The sequence below is a fragment of the Pseudomonas gingeri genome, assembly GCF_013385635.1.
Classification (GTDB): Bacteria; Pseudomonadota; Gammaproteobacteria; order Pseudomonadales; family Pseudomonadaceae; genus Aquipseudomonas; species Aquipseudomonas gingeri_A.
Genome location: NZ_JACAPR010000010.1, coordinates 548,101 through 567,295 on the forward strand (window position 1 = coordinate 548,101; position 19,195 = coordinate 567,295).

A 19,195-nucleotide genomic window follows, 5' to 3' on the forward strand; every position below is an offset into this window, starting at 1 on the left:
GAACACGGTGTCGGGGCATTGATTGGAAATACCCGCTTCAGTGAGTCTGACCAAATATTATCAATACCCGGTTATTGATAAACGAAAGGTTATAAGCGATTCGATAGTGCTGCGGCCTATGGGATAAGCGCGATTAAAACAACAACAAATCATGAGGTGTTCGGCCGTGCCTGTTCTTGGGTCCTGCCAGCGTCCGAACCCGAGCTTAAGGATCATTTAGGGTGCATTTATCATGAATAAGACTTTAATCCTGGCTGGCGCCTTGTCAGCTGCGCTGATGGGCACCGCTCACGCCGAGAATCTGTTGAAGGTGGCGTTGAACGCCGACATTCGCAGCACCGAGCCAGGGGTCAACCGTGACACCAACTCCGACGCGATCATCCTGCACATTACCGAAGGACTGGTGGCCTTCCGTGAAGATGCGACCGTCGGCCCGCTGCTGGCCAAGGATGTGCAGATGTCCGACGACGGTCTGCGCTATACCTTCCATCTGCGTGACGGGGTGAAATTTCAGAACGGCGCGCCGTTGACCTCGGCCGAAGTGCTGTGGACCTGGAAGCATTACCTGGACCCGAAGACCCAATGGCGCTGCGCCCCCGAGTTCGACGGCCATGGCGGCGCGAAAATCGTCGATATCAGCGCGCCGGATGCACTGACCGTGGTGTTCACCCTCGACAAGCCCAACGGCCTGTTCCTCACCAGCACCGCGCTGCCCGAATGTGGCGGCAGCGGCATCCTGCATCCGGACTCGGTGGTGGACGGCCAGTGGAAAGCACCGATCGGCACCGGTCCGTTCCGCCTGGGTGAGTGGAAGCCCGGCCAGTATGTCGAACTGCTGCGCAACGCCAACTACACCCCGCGCGATGAGAAGTCCCCGGACGGTTACACCGGCAACAAGAGCACCAGCCTGGACCGCGTCCGCCTGCTGGTGATTCCGGACCCGGCGGCAGCCAAGGCGGCATTGCTGTCGAAGAACGTCGACCTGCTGATCGACGTCACCCCGCTGGACGCCACCGAACTGGCGGCCAGCCCCGGTATCAAGGTTACGTCCAGCGGCACCATGTCGGTCAATGCCTTGCTGTTCCAGACCCGTGACCCGTTGCTCAAGGACGTGCGCCTGCGCCAGGCCATCGCCCATGCCCTGGATTCCGCGCAGATCGTTGCTGCGCTCACCGGCGGGCGCTCCCAGGCCAACAACTCGATGGTCGCCAGCGGCAGCCATTATCACAAGGCGGCGCAGGACCTGGGTTTCAATTTCGACCCGGCGAAAACCGCGCAACTGCTGCGCGAGGCCGGCTACAAGGGCGAACCGATCAAGCTGATCGTCAACAAGCGCTACGCCGCGATCTTCGACATGGGCGTGTTCGTCCAGGCCATGGCCAAGGCCAGCGGCATCAACCTGGAACTGGAAACCCTGGAGTGGGGCACCCAGCTCGAACGCTACCAGACCGGCAACTACCAGATGATGGCTTTCCCCTATTCCGAGCGCCTGGACCCGGCCCTGAGCTTCGACTCGGTGACCGGCGACAAGGACAAGGAACCGCGCAAGGTCTGGGACAACCCCGACGCTCGCCAATGGCTGCGCGAAGCCCAGCGTGAATCCGACATCGACAAGCGCCAGGCGCTGTTCGACCAGTTGCATCGACAGATGCTCAAGGATGTACCGATGATCCCGATGTACAACGGCAATGCGATTGCCGCCTCCCGCGATTATGTGCAGGGCCTGCGCACCTGGCCGGTTTCCAAGCCACGCCTGTGGACCGTCAGCGTGCCTGCGTCCGGGAGTAACTGAGGATGTTGCGTTTCATCGTTCAACGGCTGGCAATGGCGATCCCGACCTTGCTGCTGATCTCGCTGATGGTCTTCGCGATCATCCGCCTGGTGCCGGGTGATCCGGCGCTGTTGATGCTCGGCGACATGGCCGACGCCCACAGCCTGGAAGTCACCCGTGCCGCCCTGGGCCTCGACCAGCCGCTGCCGTTGCAGTTCGTGATCTGGCTCAAGGCCGTGTTCAGCGGCGACCTGGGCCACTCGATCACCACCAGCGAGGCGGTGCTGCCGCTGATCCTCGAACGTTTCCAGGTCAGCGCCGGGATCGTCCTGGTGTCGGTGCTGCTGGCGGCCCTGATCGCGGTACCGGCCGGCCTGCTGTCGGCCTGGAAACAGAACAGCACGCTGGATTTCGGCGTGGTGTCGACGGCCACGCTGCTGCTGTCGATCCCCAGCTTCTGGCTCGGCTTGCTGTTGCTCTACGCCTTCGGTATCAAGCTGGGCTGGTTGCCGGTGGTGGGGTATGTGTCGTTCGGCACGGCGCCGTGGCAGGCCCTGAGCTATATCGTCCTGCCGATCGTCACGCTGACTCTGGTGGAACTCGGGGCGATCACGCGGATGGCCCGGGCCAGTGCCATTGAAGTGCTGCGCCTGGAGTACATCACCCATGCCCGGGCCAAGGGCCTGTCGGAGCGGGCGGTGTTGTGGCGTCACGCGCTGCGCAACTCCTTTGCGCCGACGTTGACCCTGATCGGCCTGATCCTGGGCAACCTGCTCAGCGGCATCGCCGTGCTGGAAACCGTGTTCACCCTGCCGGGCATCGGCCGCCTGATGGTCGACGCCATCTACGCCCGGGACTACCCGGTGCTGCAAGGCTGCCTGCTGCTGGTGACCTTTGTCTATGTGCTGGTCAACCTGTTGGTGGACCTGCTGTACCCGCTCTTCGACCCCAGGGTTAAGTTATGAATAAGCCTCTTCCTGCCGCGCCCGAGGTGCTGTTGCCGGCGCCGGTGCGTGCCTCCAGGTCCTGGCGTGTGCCGCCGTTGAACGCGCTGATCGGCGCGCTCCTGCTGGCCCTGCTGTTGATCATGGCCTTGCTCGGCCTGGTCTGGACGCCCCACGATCCCTTGAGCCTGAACCTGCTGGCGCGCTTGCAGGCACCGACGGCCGCCCACTGGCTGGGGACCGACGAGTATGGCCGCGATGTGCTGAGCCGCTTGATGATCGGCGCGCACACCAGCCTGTGGGTCAGCATCCTCACCGTGACCCTGGCGATCAGCGCCGGGACGTTGCTGGGCCTGCTGGCCGGTTTCCTGCGTGGCTGGGTCGACCGTGGCCTGATGATGGTCAACGACGCCTTGCTGGCATTTCCCGGCATCCTGCTGGCCCTGGGCCTGATGGCGATCATCGGTCCGAGCCTGTACGGCATCGTCTTCGCCCTGAGCCTGGCCTACACCCCTTCGGTGGTGCGGGTGGTGCGCGGCACGGTGCTGTCGCTGCGGGAGAAAGAGTTCGTCGAAGCCTCGCGGGTCATCGGCAACTCCGAGCTGTACACCATGCTGCGGCATATCGCGCCGAACTGCGTGGCACCGGTCTGCGTGCTGGCCACCAGCATGTTCGGCTGGGCGATCCTCGCCGAAAGCTCCCTGAGCTTCCTCGGCCTGGGCGTGCCGCCACCGGCGGCGACCTGGGGCAACATGCTGGCGGCCAGCCGTCCGTATATCGCCACGGCCAGCTGGCTGGGACTGTTTCCCGGTGTCTGCATCGCCATGGCGCTGCTGGCGTTCAACCTCTGTGGCGACGCCTTGCGCGATCGTCTCGACCCGCGGATGAGCAAGTGACCATGACCACTACCGATGTATTGCTGGCGGTTGATCAGCTGAAAATCCGCGTGGGCGCCCACGGCCCGTTGGCGGTCAATGACCTGAGCTTCACCATTGCGCCCGGCGAGATCGTCGCGCTGGTGGGCGAATCCGGCAGCGGCAAGACCATGGCCGCCCGCGCCGCCATCGGCCTGCTGCCGCCGCCCCTGGAGCACTGCGGTGGCCAGGTGCGTTTCCAGGGACATGACCTCGGCCAGCTCAAACCCGAGCAACTGCGGGCCTTGCGTGGGGCGAAGATCGGCATGGTGTTCCAGGAACCCATGGTCTCCCTCAACCCGTCGATGAGCATTGGCGAGCAGATGGCCGAGGGCCTGCGCCTGCACACCCTGCTGAGCGACGCGCAGATCCGCCAGCGCAGCCTGGAGATGCTCGGCCATATCGGCATCAAGGATGCCGAGCGCTGCCTGGCGGCCTATCCCCATGAGTTTTCCGGCGGCATGCGCCAACGGATCATGCTCGCCTCGGTGATGCTGCTGCGCCCGGCGCTGCTGATCGCCGACGAACCGACCACCGCCCTGGACTGCCTGGCGCAACTGGACGTGTTGAAGCTGATGCTTGAGCTGACCCGCGAGCAGGGTACGGCGATTCTGTTTATCAGCCATGACCTGTCCCTGGTGGCGCGTTATGCCGACAAGGTGGTGGTGATGCGCGAAGGCCGAGCGGTGGAGCAGGGCAGCATCCAGCAGATCCTGCTGGCGCCCAAGGCCGAGTACACCCGCCAGTTGCTGGAAGCGCTGCCACGACGCGGCGAGCTGGCCGCGTTGCCGAAGGCGGATCGACCGTTGCTGACGGTCAAGGACGTCTGTATCGAACATCCCGGCCCACGCAGCCTGTGGGGGCGCAGCCAGTCCAAGCGTGTGGTGCACTCGGCCAACCTGACCATCGCACCGGGGGAAACCCTGGCCCTGGTGGGCGGCAGCGGGTCCGGGAAAACCACCCTTGGCCGGGCGATCGTCGGCTTGAACCGCGCGTGTGCCGGTGCCATCGAGTTCGAAGGCGTGGACATTCTCAAGGCCGGCAACCGCGAGCATCGCCTGCAGTGCCAGATGATCTTCCAGGACCCGTATTCGTCGCTCGATCCGCGCATGAAGATCGGCGATATCCTCGCCGAACCGCTGCGCCATGTACCCGGCATGACGACCGAGCAAAAGCGCGAACGGGTCACCAGGACCCTGGCGGATATCGGCCTGGCCGAGCAGTTTGTCGACCGCTTCCCGCACCAGTTGTCCGGCGGGCAGCGCCAGCGCGTGGCGATCGGCCGGGCCCTGGTCCGTCACCCGCGGCTGGTGATCGCCGATGAACCTATCTCGGCCCTGGACATGACCATCCAGAAGCAGATTCTCGAACTGTTCGAACGCCTGCAGGCGCAGTACGGCTTCGCCTGCCTGTTTATCTCCCACGACCTGGCGGCGGTGGAGCGCATCGCCCATCGGGTCGCGGTGATGAGCGAGGGCAAGGTGGTGGAAATGGGCAGTCGCGACGAGATATTCGACCGCCCGCAACATCCCTACACCCGTAGATTGCTGGCCGCCGCCAGCCCCCTGGAGAAACTGGACAACGGTGGCTACCGCATCCGCCCGGCCCCCGTCCCGCTAGCGCTGTAACCCAGGACTGACTTCACCCGCCGCGCAAATCGCCGATTTGCGCGAACGGCGAAGCCATGTCCGAAGAACAACAAAAACACCCTACCTCTCGACACTGCCAGGAGCTAAAAAAATGAAAAAATCCCTGACTCATCTCATCACCGGCGTTGGCGTCGTCAGCAGCGGGATTCTCCCGTCGCTGGCCCATGCCGAGTTCATCAAGGACAGCAGCGGTGCGCTGGAGTTGAAGAACTACTACTTCAACCGCGATTACCGCGAAGAAGCCTCGCAGTCCATGCGTAACGAATGGGCGCAAGGCTTTATTCTCGGCATCAAGTCCGGCTTCACCGAAGGCACCGTGGGTTTCGGCCTGGACCTGACCGGCATGCTCGGTGTCAAGCTCGACTCCAGTCCCGACCGTTCCGGCACAGGGTTGCTGCAGCGCGACAGTGACAAGCGTGCGTCCGACGAGTATTCCAAGCTGGGGGTGACCGCCAAGGCGCGTTTCGCCAAGAGCGAGTTGCGCGTGGGCTACCTGGTACCGGACCTGCCGACCCTGCAACCCAACACCAGTCGCCTGTTCCCGCAGTCGTTCAGCGGCACCCAGCTGATTTCCAACGACATCAGCAACCTCAAGCTGAGCCTCGGCCAACTGGACCAGGCCAAGGATCGCGACTCCACCAACTACGAAGACATGAAGCTGACCACCGTCAGCAAGGTCTACAAGAGCACGGCCCTGAGCGACAAGTTTCGCTTCGCCGGCGGCGACTACTCGCTGACGCCCAATACCCTGGTCAGCTACCACTACGCCGAACTCGACAGCATCTACCACCAGCAATACGTGGGCTTCAAGAACAGCTTCGGCCTGGGGCCGGGCGCGCTGAAAACCGATATACGCTATTTCAAGGCCGACAAGGACGGCGCCGGCCTGGCCGGCGATGTCGATAACCGCGCCTTGAGTACGCGCCTGACCTACCAGTACAAGGGCCACAGCATCGGCGGCGGCTTCCAGCGGCAGTACGGCACCACGCCGTTCACCTACCTGGATGGTTCCATCAGCTACCTGTTCACCGAATACCAGTTCAGCAACTTCACCCAGACCAAAGAGCAGGCCTGGCATGCCCGCTACGACTACAACTTCGCCGACATCGGCCTGCCAGGCCTGACGTTCGGTGCCAAGTACGCCAAGGGCGATTCGGCCGAGGTGCTCGGTTTCAACGGCGAAGGCCGCGAATGGGAGCGTGACCTGGACATCGCCTACGTGGTGCAGACCGGTCCGTTCAAGGGAGTGTCGATGCGCTGGCGCAACGCCCTGGCCAAGGGCAACTACTTCAACGACGTCAACGAGAACCGCGTGCTGCTGGGTTACACCATCGCCCTCTGGTAACAGGGCCCGCCGATCACTCCCATGCGCATCGTGGGAGTGATCCCGGCGGGGCGGGCGTGATCGGATCAACAGATCGAGATAGCCCTGGCCGCCCTTACTGGTGATCACCACGGCTCGCTACTATTTCCACGGCATCCGTCACTCGAATATCGAGACTTCTGGTTTATGAAACTTAATCAACACCCCTTGCTGCAAGCGACACAGGGTACCCACAGGCACGTGGAGAGTGAGCATTACGGTGCGCTGGGGGCCGCTCGGAAAATCTACATCCAGGCGGCACTGCACGCCGACGAAACCCCGGCGCTGCTGGTGGCCGCCCGTTTGCGCCGGCACCTGGCGGAGCTCGAAGACGCCAACCGCCTGAATGCCGAAATCGTCCTGGTGGCGGTGGCCAACCCGGCAGGCCTGAGCCAGTACATCATGGGCGCCCCGAGCGGGCGTTTCGAACTGGGCAGCGGGCGCAATTACAACCGTGGTTTCCCGGTGCCTTACCAGGAGATCGCCGGCAAGATCGAATCCCAGCTGGGTCAGGACATCGACGCCAACCGGCAACTGATTCGCCAGGCCTGGGGCGAGTGCCTGCGGGCCGCCGAGCCGATGGATGAGTTCCAGTCGTTGCAGCGCACCCTGATGCTGCTGGCCCACGATGCCGACATCGTGCTCGACCTGCATTGTTCCCGCGAAGCGGCCATGCACGTCTACACCGGGGAAACGGTGTGGCCGACGGTCGAGCCCCTGGCCCGCTACATCGGTGCCGAGGTTTCCCTGCTGGCCACCGATTCCCAGGCCAACTCGTTCGACGAGGCGTTGTACCTGCTGTGGCTGAACCTGCGCGAGCGCTTCGGCACGCGTTTCCCGATTCCCGACAGCAGCGTCGCGGTGACCATCGAACACCGCGGTCAGCGCGACGTGTCTTATGCCTTGGCCGACCACGATGCCACGGCGATCATCGATTACCTGACTCACCTGGGGGCCATCGAAGGCACTCCGCGACCGCTGCCGGAACTGCGCAACCCGGCCACGCCCCTGGCGGGCAGCGAGCAGTTCTATTCGCCCTGCGCCGGCGTGCTGGTCCACCGCGCCGCGGTCGGCAGTCGCATCGAGGCGGGCGAGCCGCTGTTCGATATCGTCGACCCGCACACCGGCAAGGTCACCACCCTGAACAGCCACAACACCGGCGTGTTGTACATGCGTCGCGACGTTCGCTTCGTCAAGCCGGGCGATCCCCTGGGCCGGGTTTCCGGTGCCACGCCGATTCGCAGCGGCAAGTTGCTCAGCGCTTGATCCTCGAATAGCTGATCGTTCCCACGCTCCGCGTGGGAGTGCATCCCGTGACGCTCCGCGTCAACTCCAGGCGCACTTGAAGCGGGACGCGGAGCGTCCCGGGCGGCGCTCCCACGCAGAGCGTGGGAACGATCCTTGAAACCATCCATTTTTTGTTATCTGGCAGGACTTTCCCATGCACCCGAATCCGGCGATCACCCTGGAACAGCGCTTTTGCGCCCACAATTACTCACCCCTGGAAGTGGTCATCGTCCAGGGTGAAGGCGTCTGGGCCATCGGCGATGACGGCCGGCGCTACCTGGACATGATGTCGGCCTATTCCGCCGTGAGCCACGGCCATGCCCACCCGCGTATCCGTGCGGCGGCGATGGCGCAGATCGACAAGGTCAGCGTGGTCTCGCGGGCGTTCTACAGCGAGCCGCTGGGCAACTTCCTGCAGACCCTGTGCCGCATCAGCGGCTTCGATTCGGCCCTGCCGATGAACAGCGGTGCCGAAGCGGTGGAAACCGCGATCAAGGCGGCGCGCCGCTGGGGCTACCGGGTCAAGGGCATCGCGGCCAACCAGGCGAAGATCGTCGTCGCCGACAACAACTTCCACGGTCGCACCTCGACCATCGTCGGTTTCTCCTCGGAGCCGGCGTACAAGGCCGATTTCGGTCCGTTCTGCAACGGCTTCAGCGAGGCCCGCTTCGGTGATATCGAGAGTTTCCGCCAGGCTATCACCGCCGACACCTGCGCCGTGCTGATCGAGCCGATCCAGGGCGAGGCCGGGATTCGCCTGCCGCCCGCCGGTTTCCTGCGTGAGTTGCGCCAGCTGTGCGATGAAACCAACACCTTGCTGATCCTCGATGAAATCCAGTCGGGCCTGGGCCGCACCGGCAAATGGTTCGCCTTCGAACACGAAGGCATCCGCCCGGACGCACTGATCCTCGGCAAGGCCCTGGGCGGTGGGATCATGCCGGTGTCGGCGTTCGTTGCCGATCACCCGATCATGGACCTGTTCGATGCCGGCAGCCACGGCTCCACGTTCGGCGGCAACCCGCTGGCGGCGGCCATCGGCCTGGAGGCGTTGAAGGTGCTGGAGGACGAGGGGCTGATCGACAACAGTGCGCAACTGGGCCAGTACCTGGTGGAGCGCCTGACCGCCCTCGGTTCGCCGGCCATTCGCGAGATCCGCGGACGCGGCCTGTGGGTCGGCGTGGAACTGGACCGCGATGCCCGGCCGATCTGCGAAGCGCTGCTGGCCGAGGGGCTGCTGACCAAGGAAACCCACGAAAACGTGCTGCGTATCGCGCCGCCGCTGTCCATTACTCGTGAAGAGCTGGACTGGGGCCTGGAGCGCATCGCGCGCGTGTTCAAACAACTGGTCTGACTTGAGCCCCCGTATGAGCGAATTTCTCAGCCATCTCGATATCGATCAGCAACGCTTCGCCTACCTCGACCTGCACAAGCTGTTGAGCCCCGGACAGTTGGCGCGGCTGCCGTATTCGCTGCGTATCCTCCTGGAAAACATCGCCCGCTGCGCGCCGGCGGCGCTGCCCGGGGTGCTGGCGCGGGCCACGGGGAACGGTGCCGATTGCGAGGTGCCGTTCCAGCCCAATCGGCTGATGTTCCATGACACCACCTGCCTGCCGGCCCTGGCGGATTTTGCCGGCATGCGCGACGTGGTGGCCGAGTTGGGTGGCGATCCGCGGGCGGTGAACCCGTCGATTCCGGCGGTGCTGACCATCGACCATTCGGTGATCGTCGAACACTACGCCGAAGCCGGCGCGGTGGAGGCCAACCTGGCGATCGATTTCCGTCGCAACAGCGAGCGCTATCGGTTTATCAAGTGGGCGCAGGCCAGCCTGGACAATTTCAAGGTGATCCCGCCGGGCACCGGGATCATTCACCAGATGAACATGGAGTCGATCGCCCAGGTGGTCTGGGAATCGACCACGGCGGACGGCCAGGTGTTGCTGCACCCGGACTGCATGGTCGCCACCGACAGCCACACACCGATGATCAACGCCATCGGTGTGCTGGGCTGGGGCGTCGGCGGCCTGGAAGGGCAGGCGGCGATGCTTGGCGAGCCGGTGCCGATTCCCTATCCACAGGTGGTGGGGATCCGGGTCAGCAATGCCTTGCGCCCCGGCGTCAGCGCCACCGATCTGGCATTGACCGTGACCGAGTTGCTGCGCCGGCGCAGCATGGTGGGCAAGTTCGTCGAGTTCACCGGGCCGGGACTGGCGTCCCTGAGTTGGGCGGCACGGGGCACGGTGGCGAATATGGCGCCGGAGTACGGTGCCACCGTGGTGTTTTTCCCGTTCGATGACGAGACCCTGTCCTATCTCACCCTCAGTGCGCGCCCGACCGCCCTGGTCAGCAAGGTCTCGGCCTATATGGCGGCGCAGTCCCTGTGGCGCAGGGAAAGCGATGCCGAGCCGCAGTTCGACGAGTTGATCGAGCTGGACCTGGCCACGGTCGAGCCCAGCGTCGCCGGCCCTCACCAGCCGCATCAGCGCCAGTCCCTGGCGACGGCGGCGGCTTCGTTTCATCAGCAGATCCCCACCGATACCGAACAGCGCTTTTTCGAAGCCTCGTTCGACGTGCCCATCGGCCATGGCGCGGTGGTGATGTCGGCCATCACCAGTTGCACCAACACCGCCAACCCGGCGCAGATGATCCAGGCCGGCCTGCTGGCCCGCAATGCCCGGGCCCGTGGGGTGGGGCGCAAGCCCTGGGTCAAGACATCGCTGTCCCCCGGCTCGCGGGTCGTCGCCGATTACCTGGAGGACGCCGACCTGCTGCGGGATTTCGCCGCGCTCGGTTTTGAACTGGCGGGCTTTGGCTGCATGACCTGCATCGGCAACTCCGGCAGCCTGGAAAGTCATGTGGAGACGTTTGCCGACCAGGGCCTGAAAGGCGTGGTGGTGCTTTCGGGCAACCGCAACTTCGAAGGCCGGGTCAACCCGAAGGTCCCCGCCGGCTACCTGGCGTCGCCGGCGCTTTGCGTGGCCTATGCGATTGCCGGCAGCATCGATATCGACATGTCGAGCCAGCCGCTGGCAGTGGATGGCGAGGGGCGACCGGTGTACCTGCATGAGCTGATGCCGAGCGAGATCGAAGTCGAGGCGCTGGTGAGCAAGGTGGTCCGGCCGTCGCTGTTCCGCCAGCGCCAGGAATTGCTCTGGCAGGGCACGCATCACTGGCAGGCCCTGGAAGCCGACGGCAGTGTGCAGTTCGCCTGGCAGCCGCAGTCCACCTACCTGCGTCGCCCGCAGTACCTGGCGGGAATCGGCGCCGAGCCCGCGGCCTCGCTGTCCATCGCCAATGCCCGCGCCCTGGTGGTACTGGGCGACAATGTCACCACCGACCATATCTCGCCGGCCGGGACAATTCCCGCCGAGAGTCTGGCCGGCCACTGGTTGCGCGAGCGCGGCGAAGCCCTGGCGGACCTCAACCAGTATTCGACCCGGCGCAGCAACCACGAGGTGATGGTGCGGGGAGCTTTCACCAATCCGCGCCTGAACAACCTGTTGGATGCCGACCAGCCGGCGCGCCAGGGCGTGTGGGCATGGAACGCCGACCGCAGCGAATACCTGCCGCTGTACCAGGCGGCGCAGAATTACATCGCCCGTGGCACGCCAACGGTACTGCTGGCCGGGATCAACTATGGCGCCGGTTCCAGCCGTGACTGGGCGGCCAAGGTGCTCAGTCTGCTGGGTATCAAGGTCGTCGTGGCGCGCAGTATCGAGCGTATTCACCGCAGCAACCTGATCGGCATGGGCGTGCTGCCGCTGGTGTTCAAGAGCGGCGCCGGAGCCATGGACCTGCGCCTGGACGGCAGCGAAGCCCTGACCTTCGAGGGCCTCGATCAACTGAGTGTGGGCGAGAACCCGATCACCCTGGTGATCCGGCGGGTGGACGGTAAGCTTTCATCCGCTGATCTGCTGTTGCGCCTCGACTCGTTGCAGGAGCTTGGGTACCTTGAGCACGGCGGTGTATTGCCGTTTGTCGTGCGTAAAACCGTGAAGCGGACTCGTCAAGGAGAGTGATGTGCAACCGATCGATCCCCAGGTACTGCAACAACTGGCCCCCGAGGGTGTTCTGCGGGCCGCGATCAACTACGGCAACCCGGTGCTCGCGCAGCGTGGTGACGATGGCCGGCCCCGTGGCGTTTCGGTGCGGCTGGCCGAGGCCCTGGCACAGGAACTCGGTGTGCCCCTGGAGACGGTCTGCTTCGAGGCGGCGGGCAAGGTCTTCGCCGCGTTGGCGCAAAACACCTGGAGCCTGGCTTTCCTTGCCATCGAACCGGTGCGCGAGCGTGAGATCGCTTTCAGCGCACCTTATGTGATCATCAAGGGCACCTACCTGGTGGCGGCGGATGCGCCGTTCACCGAGGTGGCGCAACTGGATGCACCGGGGCGGCGGATCGCGGTCGGCCAGGGCGCGGCCTATGATCTCTACCTGAGCCGCACCGTGCAGCACGCCGAACTGGTGCGTGCGCCGACCTCGGCGGGTGCGGTGGATCTTTTCATCGAGCAGGGGCTGGATGCGGCGGCGGGCGTGCGTGACTACCTGCGTAGCGTGGTCGGTGAGCGTTGGCGGCTGCTGGAAGACGACTTCATGACGATCCGCCAGGCGGTGGCCGTACCGGTGGCCCATCAGGCCGCGGCGGCGTTCGTCAGGTCCTTTGTCGAGCGGCAGAAGGCGAGCGGGGCGGTGGCAGAGGCGCTACTGGCCAGCGGACAGAGTGCCGAGCTGGTAGCGCCGCGGTAATCGCTGCCCCCACCTTCGGCAAGTGCAGGTCGTGCACTTGCCGATGCAGCCGCTGGATATTCGTTGCATCAGGGAAAGTGTGGGAAGTTATTAAGGATTGAGTGCCAACTGTTAAAAACTTTAAAGAATGTAAAAGTTTGTATAGTTGTATTTTTTAATAGCCGATTTGTTTGCGCTGACACTGGAGTTTATCGACCCTAGCGCGTCTATAATGCGCGCACTCTATATATCTGCAGATTGTCACTTATGGAAAGTTCGGCATTGAGCAAAGTATTGCTCGTTGAAGATGACCTCAAGCTTGCGGCCCTGGTGGCGCAGTTCCTGTCCCAGCACGGTTTCGACGTGCGCACGGTACATCGCGGCGACGTGGCATTGGCGGCTTTCCAGGAGTTCAAGCCGCGGATCGTGGTGCTCGACCTGATGCTGCCAGGGCAGAGCGGCCTGCAAGTGTGCCGCGATATCCGCGCCATCGCGGACACACCGATCGTGATCCTCACGGCCAAGGAAGATGACCTCGACCATATCCTCGGCCTGGAATCCGGTGCCGACGATTATGTGATCAAGCCGATCAAGCCCCCGGTGCTGCTGGCCCGACTGCGTGCCTTGCAGCGTCGCCAGACACCGGATGCCTGCGCGCGGGGCACTCTCGAATTCGGCCGCCTGAGCATCGACCGCAGTTGCCGCGAAGTACGCCTGGCCGGCGAGCTGATCGAACTGACCACCATGGAGTTCGAACTGCTCTGGCTGCTGGCCAATGCCGCCGGGGAAATCCTTTCCCGCGATGACATTCTCAACCGGATTCGGGGCATTGCCTTCGATGGCCTGAACCGCAGCGTCGATGTCTATGTCAGCAAACTGCGCAACAAGTTGCATGACAATCCCCGCGAACCGGTGTGCATCAAGACCATCTGGGGTAAGGGCTACCTGTTCAATCCGTTCGGCTGGGAGTTGTAGATGCTGCGCCTGTTCCTGCGTCTGTACATTTTCCTGGCGCTGGGCTTCGGTGGCGCTATCTATACGGTCAACTACGTGTTCACCGAGTTGCTCAACGGCCCGACCGAGGCCCTCAACCGTGAGTCGGTGCGGGGCCAGGCCTATGCCCTGGTCAAGGACCTGCGACCGCTCGACAAGGCCGGGCGCGAGCAGCAATTGCTGGAATGGAAGCCGCATTACGGGTTGAGCCTGAGCCTGGTGGAGACCGATACCCTGGATCTCACCGACCGCGAGAAGAAACTGCTGGCCAGCAACCAACTGGTGGTCCGCGAGCAGTTCACCGAGTACATCACGCGGATCGACGACGGCTCGCAACTGCTGAGTATCAAGCTGCCGCCCGAGCCGAGCATGACCGTGCCGTACACCATCGCGGCCTACCTGATGCTTGGCCTCCTGGTGGGGATCGTGCTGTTCTTCTGGGTGCGTCCGCACTGGCGCGACCTGGAACGGCTGCGCCTGGCAGCTCAGCGTTTCGGCAACAATGACCTGAGCGCGCGGCTGCATCTGCCCCGGCGTTCGAACATCTACGAACTGGCCGAGCATTTCAACCAGATGGCCGCGCGTATCGAAGGCCTGATCGACAACCAGCGCGAGCTGACCAACGCGGTGTCCCATGAGCTGCGCACGCCCATCGCGCGGTTGTCGTTCGAGCTGGACCAACTGCGCCAGCATATCGATCCGCAGGTCAGTGGCGAACTGATCAGCGACATGCACGCCGACCTGGGCGAGCTGGAGGACATGGTTTCCGAACTGCTGACCTACGCCAGCCTGGAACACGGTGCCGGGGAGAACCGCCGCGAGATCATCGAGGCCCACAGCTGGCTCGACAGCGTGGTGGGCAGCGTGGCCCTGGAAGCGGAGGCCGCCGGCGTGCAACTGACCATTGCCGCCTGCGAAGTCGAGAGCGTGTGCATCGAGCCGCGTTTCATGGCCCGGGCGGTGATCAACCTGCTGCGCAATGCCATTCGTTATGCCGAAGGGCGGGTGCAGGTATCGTTGACGCGTCATGAAGACCATTACCAGGTGCTGGTCTGTGACGACGGCCCCGGTGTGCCGGCGGAGGGCCGGCTGAAGATCTTCGAGCCGTTCCTGCGCCTGGATGCCAGTCGCGACCGTCGCACCGGCGGCTTCGGCCTCGGGCTGGCGTTGGTGCGGCGGGTTTCGCAATGGCATGGCGGCCACGTCGAGGTGCGGGATTCGCAGTGGGGTGGAGCCTCGTTCCGCCTGACCTGGATGCATGTGGAACAGGCTCGCTGACGGTCGCTTCGACAACATCGCAACCCCGTAGGAGCCGGCTTGCCGGCGATGAGGCCAGTAAGTCTTGCATCGTCTGATCGGCCGCTATCGCCAGCAAGCCGGCTCCTACGGTGAGCGCGTCCGGAAGGTAGGGGCCAGCGGACCCATCAATCGCGCCACCGATATCAGAAAATCAGGCTGGGAGAGGATTCGGCAGCACGTTTGAAGCGGTAGCCCAGGGCGCTGATACCCAGCACCTGGCGGCTGACGGTGTCGCCCAGGCCCAGGCCGTTGCCGGCGAGCACCGCGTGGGCGTTGTCGATGGGGGTGAGGATGAACTCCGTCAGTTCCTGCTCGTTGATCCGCCCGCGCATCAGCAGGAAGCCATCTTCGACACGGATACTCACGCCGCTCAGGGCCGCCTCGGGCTCGTCGGAATTGATCACCTGGTACTCGCCCACGGTGTTCAGCCAGCCCCTGGGCAGGGGCACCGGCTCGATGCGCTCGCCGAGGTGCATCAATTGCCCGTGGCTGCGGGCGGTGAGGATCTGCCGGCCCTGGACCGTGGTGACGTCCATCTGCAGGCGGCCGAGTTCACCGAGGTCCACCGGCCAGAAGCCCAGCAGTTTTTTCTCGGCGCGCAGCCAGCCCTGTTCATCGCGCAGCAGCTCGAAGCGGTTGCCGGCCAGGTCGGCGTAAAGCCGCTGGCGCTCTTGCCGAATCCGCAGGACACCGGAGGGCGTGGCATAGAATCCCTCCACTCGCTGCCGGTCGATATCGCTGGGGATCGTGCGCGTGCCGGCGGCCACCGTCGATTTCTCTTCGCAGGCTTCGGTGCAGGCGCTTTGCCCGGCATGGGCCTGGAGCATCATGCGCAGCGAACGGGTGGTCAGGGAGGCGACCAGTTCGGCACTGGTGTCGGAGTTGGCCATGACGATCACCGCCAGTTGCTGGTCGGGCAGCAGGCTGACCTGGGCGACGAAATCGCCACTGGCGCCGCTGTGCTGGAACGTCCGCACGCCGGGAGCGACGACCTCGTCGCCGCAGGGCGCGAGGAACCAGCCCAGCCCCATCTGGCAGTCGAAGTCCAGGGCGTTGCCACGGTTCTGCTGGCGGAACATTTCCTGCACCGATTGCGCCTCCAGGATCCGCCGGCCCTTGTAGGTCCCCTCGGCGAACAGCATCTGCACGTAGTGGCTCAGATCACGGGGACTGGCCCACAGGCCGCCGGCGGAGAGGTCGCGGATCTCCGTGTCGGGGCGTGGCGAGCCGCCCTGGTAGCCCTGGGCCCGGAACGGTTGGCGGTCGCCGTCGCCGATAAAACTCGACTGGGTCATTTCCAACGGCTTGAGCAGGGTTTTCTGCAGCTGGTTCTCGAAGGTTTCGCCGCTGCTGCGTTCGATAGCGGCGCCCGCCAGGGCATAACCCAGGTTCGAGTAGGCCACTTGCCGGCCGGGCGGGTTGCTCAGCCAGAGGCCCGAGACCCGTTGTGGCAACTGGTCGAGGGCCGACGGCGTGCGCAGGTCGCGCAGGTATTCCCCGGGCAGGCCGGACTGATGGCTGAGCAGGCGGCGCAGGGTCACGGCTTTGTCCGCGTCCTGCTGGTGTTCGTGGAAGCGCGAGCGGACGTAGAACTCCTTGAGCGTGTCCTGCAGCGGCGCATCCAGGGCCAGCCGCCGTTGCTCGACCAGTTGCAGGGCGGCGGTGGCGGTCAGCAACTTGGAAATGGAGCCGGCGCGAAACGCCGTATGATCGGTGACCCGCACGCCGTCTTCCTTGTCGGCATAACCGAAGCCTCGGGCCCAGATCGTTTCCTGGCCGGCGACCAGGGCAATGGACAGCCCCGGGACCTTGCGCTCGGCCATTTCCTCGGGGATCTGCGCCTGCAGGTAACGGATGATGCTGCTGTAGTCACCCTTTTCCAGGGGCGGTGTCGGTGCCGGTGGCTGGCCGTTGCACCCCATGCTGCCCAACAGGAAGCTGATCAGGGGAAGCGTGCGGAGCGAGCGGAACATGGGGCACCCGGAAGGAATGAGAATAATCCCATCCTAGGGCCGGTTGCGGTGACGGTCTTTGAGTGGTTTGTCGGGAAACTGTCAAAGAGTGTTAAGCAGCCGGCGGCGCGTCGGTTGTCCCGTCAGGCCCACGATAGGTGCGCTATGCGTTGATCTAAGCCATACCCTTAGGCCCGGTTGCGTATAGGCTGGCGGATTATCGGACGTAGTTCTCAATAAAACCTTGGCCATACACGTCTTTTGTGAAAGTTATGGCATCATGCCACTAATCTTTTCCCTGATACCCAATACGATGAGCACCGGTCTGTGTCAGTGATTCCCCTACTTGTCTGTGACGACTCGAGCATGGCGCGCAAGCAGGTGCTGCGTGCGCTGCCGGCGGACTGGCCGGTGTCGATCACCGAGGCGAGCGATGGGCGCCAGGGGTTGGAGGCGATACGCCGGGGGTTGGGGCAGGTGGTGTTGCTCGACCTGACCATGCCGGAAATGGACGGCTACCAGGTGCTGGCGGCGATGCGCGCCGAAGGGCTGACGGCCAAGGTCATCGTGATTTCCGGGGACGTCCAGGAGGAAGCGGTGCGCCGGGTGCGGGCACTGGGCGCCCTGGCCTTCCTGAAGAAACCGTTCGATGAAAGCGAACTGCGCCATACCCTGGGCGAGTTGGGCCTGTTGGGCGCGCCGGGCCTGTCCCTGGCCGCGCCGCGCCAGGCGCCCAGTATGGAAATCAGCTTTCGCGATGCCTTTCGCGAAACCGTCAACGTCGCCATCGGCCGCGCGGCGGCGCTGATTGCCAAGGTCCTGGGCGTGTTCGTCCAGTTGCCGGTGCCCAATGTGAACATCCTCGAAGTCGGCGAGCTGCACATGGCCTTGATGGACGCCGGCAGTTGCCAGCAGCTCACCGCCATCTGCCAGGGCTTTATCGGCAGCGGCATCGCCGGTGAAGCGCTGTTGATGTTCCATGACTCGGAAATCGCCGATATGGCCGAGTTGATGAAACGCCAGGGCCCCGAGTATTCGGACCTGGAGATGCTGCTGGACCTGTCGAGCGTGTTGATCGGCGCGTGCCTGAGCAGTATCGCCGAGCAGATCGACGTGGTGTTCTCCCAGGGCCATCCACAGATCCTCGGGCAGCACGCGGCCATCGACGACCTGATCCGGGTCAACCAGCAACGCTGGAAAAAGACTCTGGCGGTGGAGATCAGCTACAGCCTGGAAGGGCACGATATACACTTCGACCTGCTGTTGCTGTTCACGGAAGATTCGATCGAGCGGTTGACCCATAAACTCGCCTACCTGATGAACTGAGCCATGAACGATCACATCGATCTGAACGAGTTCCACTGGTTGCTGGCGATCGTCCAGAGCATCGATGTCGGTGTGGTGGTACTCGATCGCGACTACTGCGTGCAGGTCTGGAACACCTTCATGGAGAACCGCTCCGGGGTGCAGCCCAAGGACGCGAACAACCAGTCGTTCTTCGATCTGTTTCCCGATGTCGACCGCGAGTGGTTCAGCCGCAAGGTGGAAAGCGTCGCGACCCTGGGCACCCCGGCGTTCACCATCTGGGAGCAGCGGCCTTACCTGGTGCGGTTCAAGAGCTACCAGCCGATCACCGGCCAGGAAGACTTCATGTACCAGAACACCACGTTGTTGCCGCTGCGCTCCACCGACAGCGAGATCCGCCATATCTGCCTGGTGATCTACGACGTGACCGACGTGGCGACCAACCGCCACCAGCTCCAGGCCGCCAATGCGCAGTTGCAGACCCTGTCGAGCACCGACCGCCTGACCGGCCTGTACAACCGCGGGCACTGGGAAGAGAGCCTGAAAGTCGCCCATGCCCGGCATCAGCGACATGGCAATCCCACCAGCCTGGTGATGTTCGATATCGACCACTTCAAGCGGGTCAACGACACCTACGGGCACCAGGCCGGCGACAAGGTGATCGAGCGGGTCGCGCAACTGGTGCGTGAGCATGTCCGCGACAGCGACGTGGCCGGGCGTTATGGCGGTGAAGAGTTCGGCGTGGTGCTGTCGGACACCGACAAGGCCGGTGCGCGTTTTTTTGCCGAACGCTTGCGCAAGGCGGTCGAAGCGCTGGAAGTGCTGCATGAAGGGCAGGCTATCCGCTTCACCATCAGCCTGGGCGTGGCCGACCTGAGTCGCCCGTCGGTCACCCACGCCGACCTGATCGCCTGGGCGGACCAGGCGCTGTACACGTCGAAGAAATCCGGGCGCAATTGCGTGACGGTGTACGAGTAGCCAGGATCCGGGGCAAGCCCA

At 64.1% G+C, this 19,195-nt stretch carries 14 protein-coding genes; 13 read left to right on the plus strand and 1 reads right to left on the minus strand.

Annotation, left to right across the window (positions count from 1 at the left end; translation table 11 throughout):
* Nucleotides 1–232: 232 nt before the first annotated feature.
* From HX851_RS12895 to HX851_RS12945, 11 genes are all read left to right on the plus strand, one after another.
* Nucleotides 233–1,792 carry an ABC transporter substrate-binding protein gene (locus HX851_RS12895; RefSeq protein WP_177058889.1) on the plus strand — a complete coding sequence of 520 codons (1,560 nt, stop codon included), beginning with the start codon at nt 233–235 and terminating at the stop codon, nt 1,790–1,792.
* A gap of 2 nt (nt 1,793–1,794) precedes the next feature.
* Nucleotides 1,795–2,736 carry an ABC transporter permease gene (locus HX851_RS12900; protein ID WP_017124712.1) on the plus strand — a complete coding sequence of 314 codons (942 nt, stop codon included), beginning with the start codon at nt 1,795–1,797 and terminating at the stop codon, nt 2,734–2,736.
* Nucleotides 2,733–3,611, plus strand: coding sequence for an ABC transporter permease (locus HX851_RS12905; protein ID WP_177058887.1), 879 nt, complete (start codon nt 2,733–2,735; stop codon nt 3,609–3,611). The genes HX851_RS12900 and HX851_RS12905 overlap by 4 nt, the downstream gene beginning before the upstream one ends.
* Nucleotides 3,612–3,613: 2 nt before the next feature.
* Entirely contained in the window at nt 3,614–5,257 is a 1,644-nt protein-coding gene (locus HX851_RS12910) for a dipeptide ABC transporter ATP-binding protein (protein WP_177058885.1), read from the plus strand.
* 112 nt (nt 5,258–5,369) lie between these two features.
* Complete coding sequence (locus HX851_RS12915) at nt 5,370–6,623, plus strand: OprD family porin (protein WP_177065599.1); 1,254 nt, start codon at nt 5,370–5,372, stop codon at nt 6,621–6,623.
* A 165-nt stretch (nt 6,624–6,788) separates the two neighbouring features.
* Complete coding sequence (locus tag HX851_RS12920) at nt 6,789–7,907, plus strand: succinylglutamate desuccinylase/aspartoacylase family protein (protein ID WP_177058881.1); 1,119 nt, start codon at nt 6,789–6,791, stop codon at nt 7,905–7,907.
* 175 nt (nt 7,908–8,082) lie between these two features.
* Entirely contained in the window at nt 8,083–9,279 is a 1,197-nt protein-coding gene (gene rocD, locus HX851_RS12925; RefSeq protein ID WP_177058879.1) for an ornithine--oxo-acid transaminase, read from the plus strand.
* Nucleotides 9,280–9,292: 13 nt separating this feature from the next.
* Nucleotides 9,293–11,944, plus strand: coding sequence for an aconitate hydratase AcnA (acnA, locus tag HX851_RS12930; protein WP_177065600.1), 2,652 nt, complete (start codon nt 9,293–9,295; stop codon nt 11,942–11,944).
* Nucleotide 11,945: 1 nt separating this feature from the next.
* On the plus strand, nt 11,946–12,668 hold the full coding sequence (locus tag HX851_RS12935) for a transporter substrate-binding domain-containing protein (RefSeq protein ID WP_177065601.1): 723 nt from the start codon (nt 11,946–11,948) through the stop codon (nt 12,666–12,668).
* Between the two features lie 246 nt (nt 12,669–12,914).
* Nucleotides 12,915–13,622, plus strand: a complete 708-nt coding sequence (locus tag HX851_RS12940) for a response regulator (protein WP_177058873.1) — start codon at nt 12,915–12,917, stop codon at nt 13,620–13,622.
* Complete coding sequence (locus HX851_RS12945) at nt 13,623–14,918, plus strand: ATP-binding protein (RefSeq protein ID WP_177065602.1); 1,296 nt, start codon at nt 13,623–13,625, stop codon at nt 14,916–14,918.
* Nucleotides 14,919–15,082: 164 nt separating this feature from the next.
* On the opposite strand, the gene HX851_RS12950 is transcribed toward HX851_RS12945, so the two are convergent.
* Complete coding sequence (locus HX851_RS12950) at nt 15,083–16,912, minus strand: serine hydrolase domain-containing protein (protein WP_177065603.1); 1,830 nt, start codon at nt 16,910–16,912, stop codon at nt 15,083–15,085.
* 306 nt (nt 16,913–17,218) lie between these two features.
* On the opposite strand from HX851_RS12950, the gene HX851_RS12955 reads away from it, so the two are divergent.
* The gene (locus tag HX851_RS12955; protein ID WP_177058867.1) at nt 17,219–18,217 is read left to right on the plus strand and encodes a response regulator; all 999 of its coding nucleotides are present in this window, start codon (nt 17,219–17,221) and stop codon (nt 18,215–18,217) included.
* A 3-nt stretch (nt 18,218–18,220) separates the two neighbouring features.
* Complete coding sequence (locus HX851_RS12960; RefSeq protein WP_177058865.1) at nt 18,221–19,174, plus strand: sensor domain-containing diguanylate cyclase; 954 nt, start codon at nt 18,221–18,223, stop codon at nt 19,172–19,174.
* Nucleotides 19,175–19,195 lie beyond the last annotated feature (21 nt).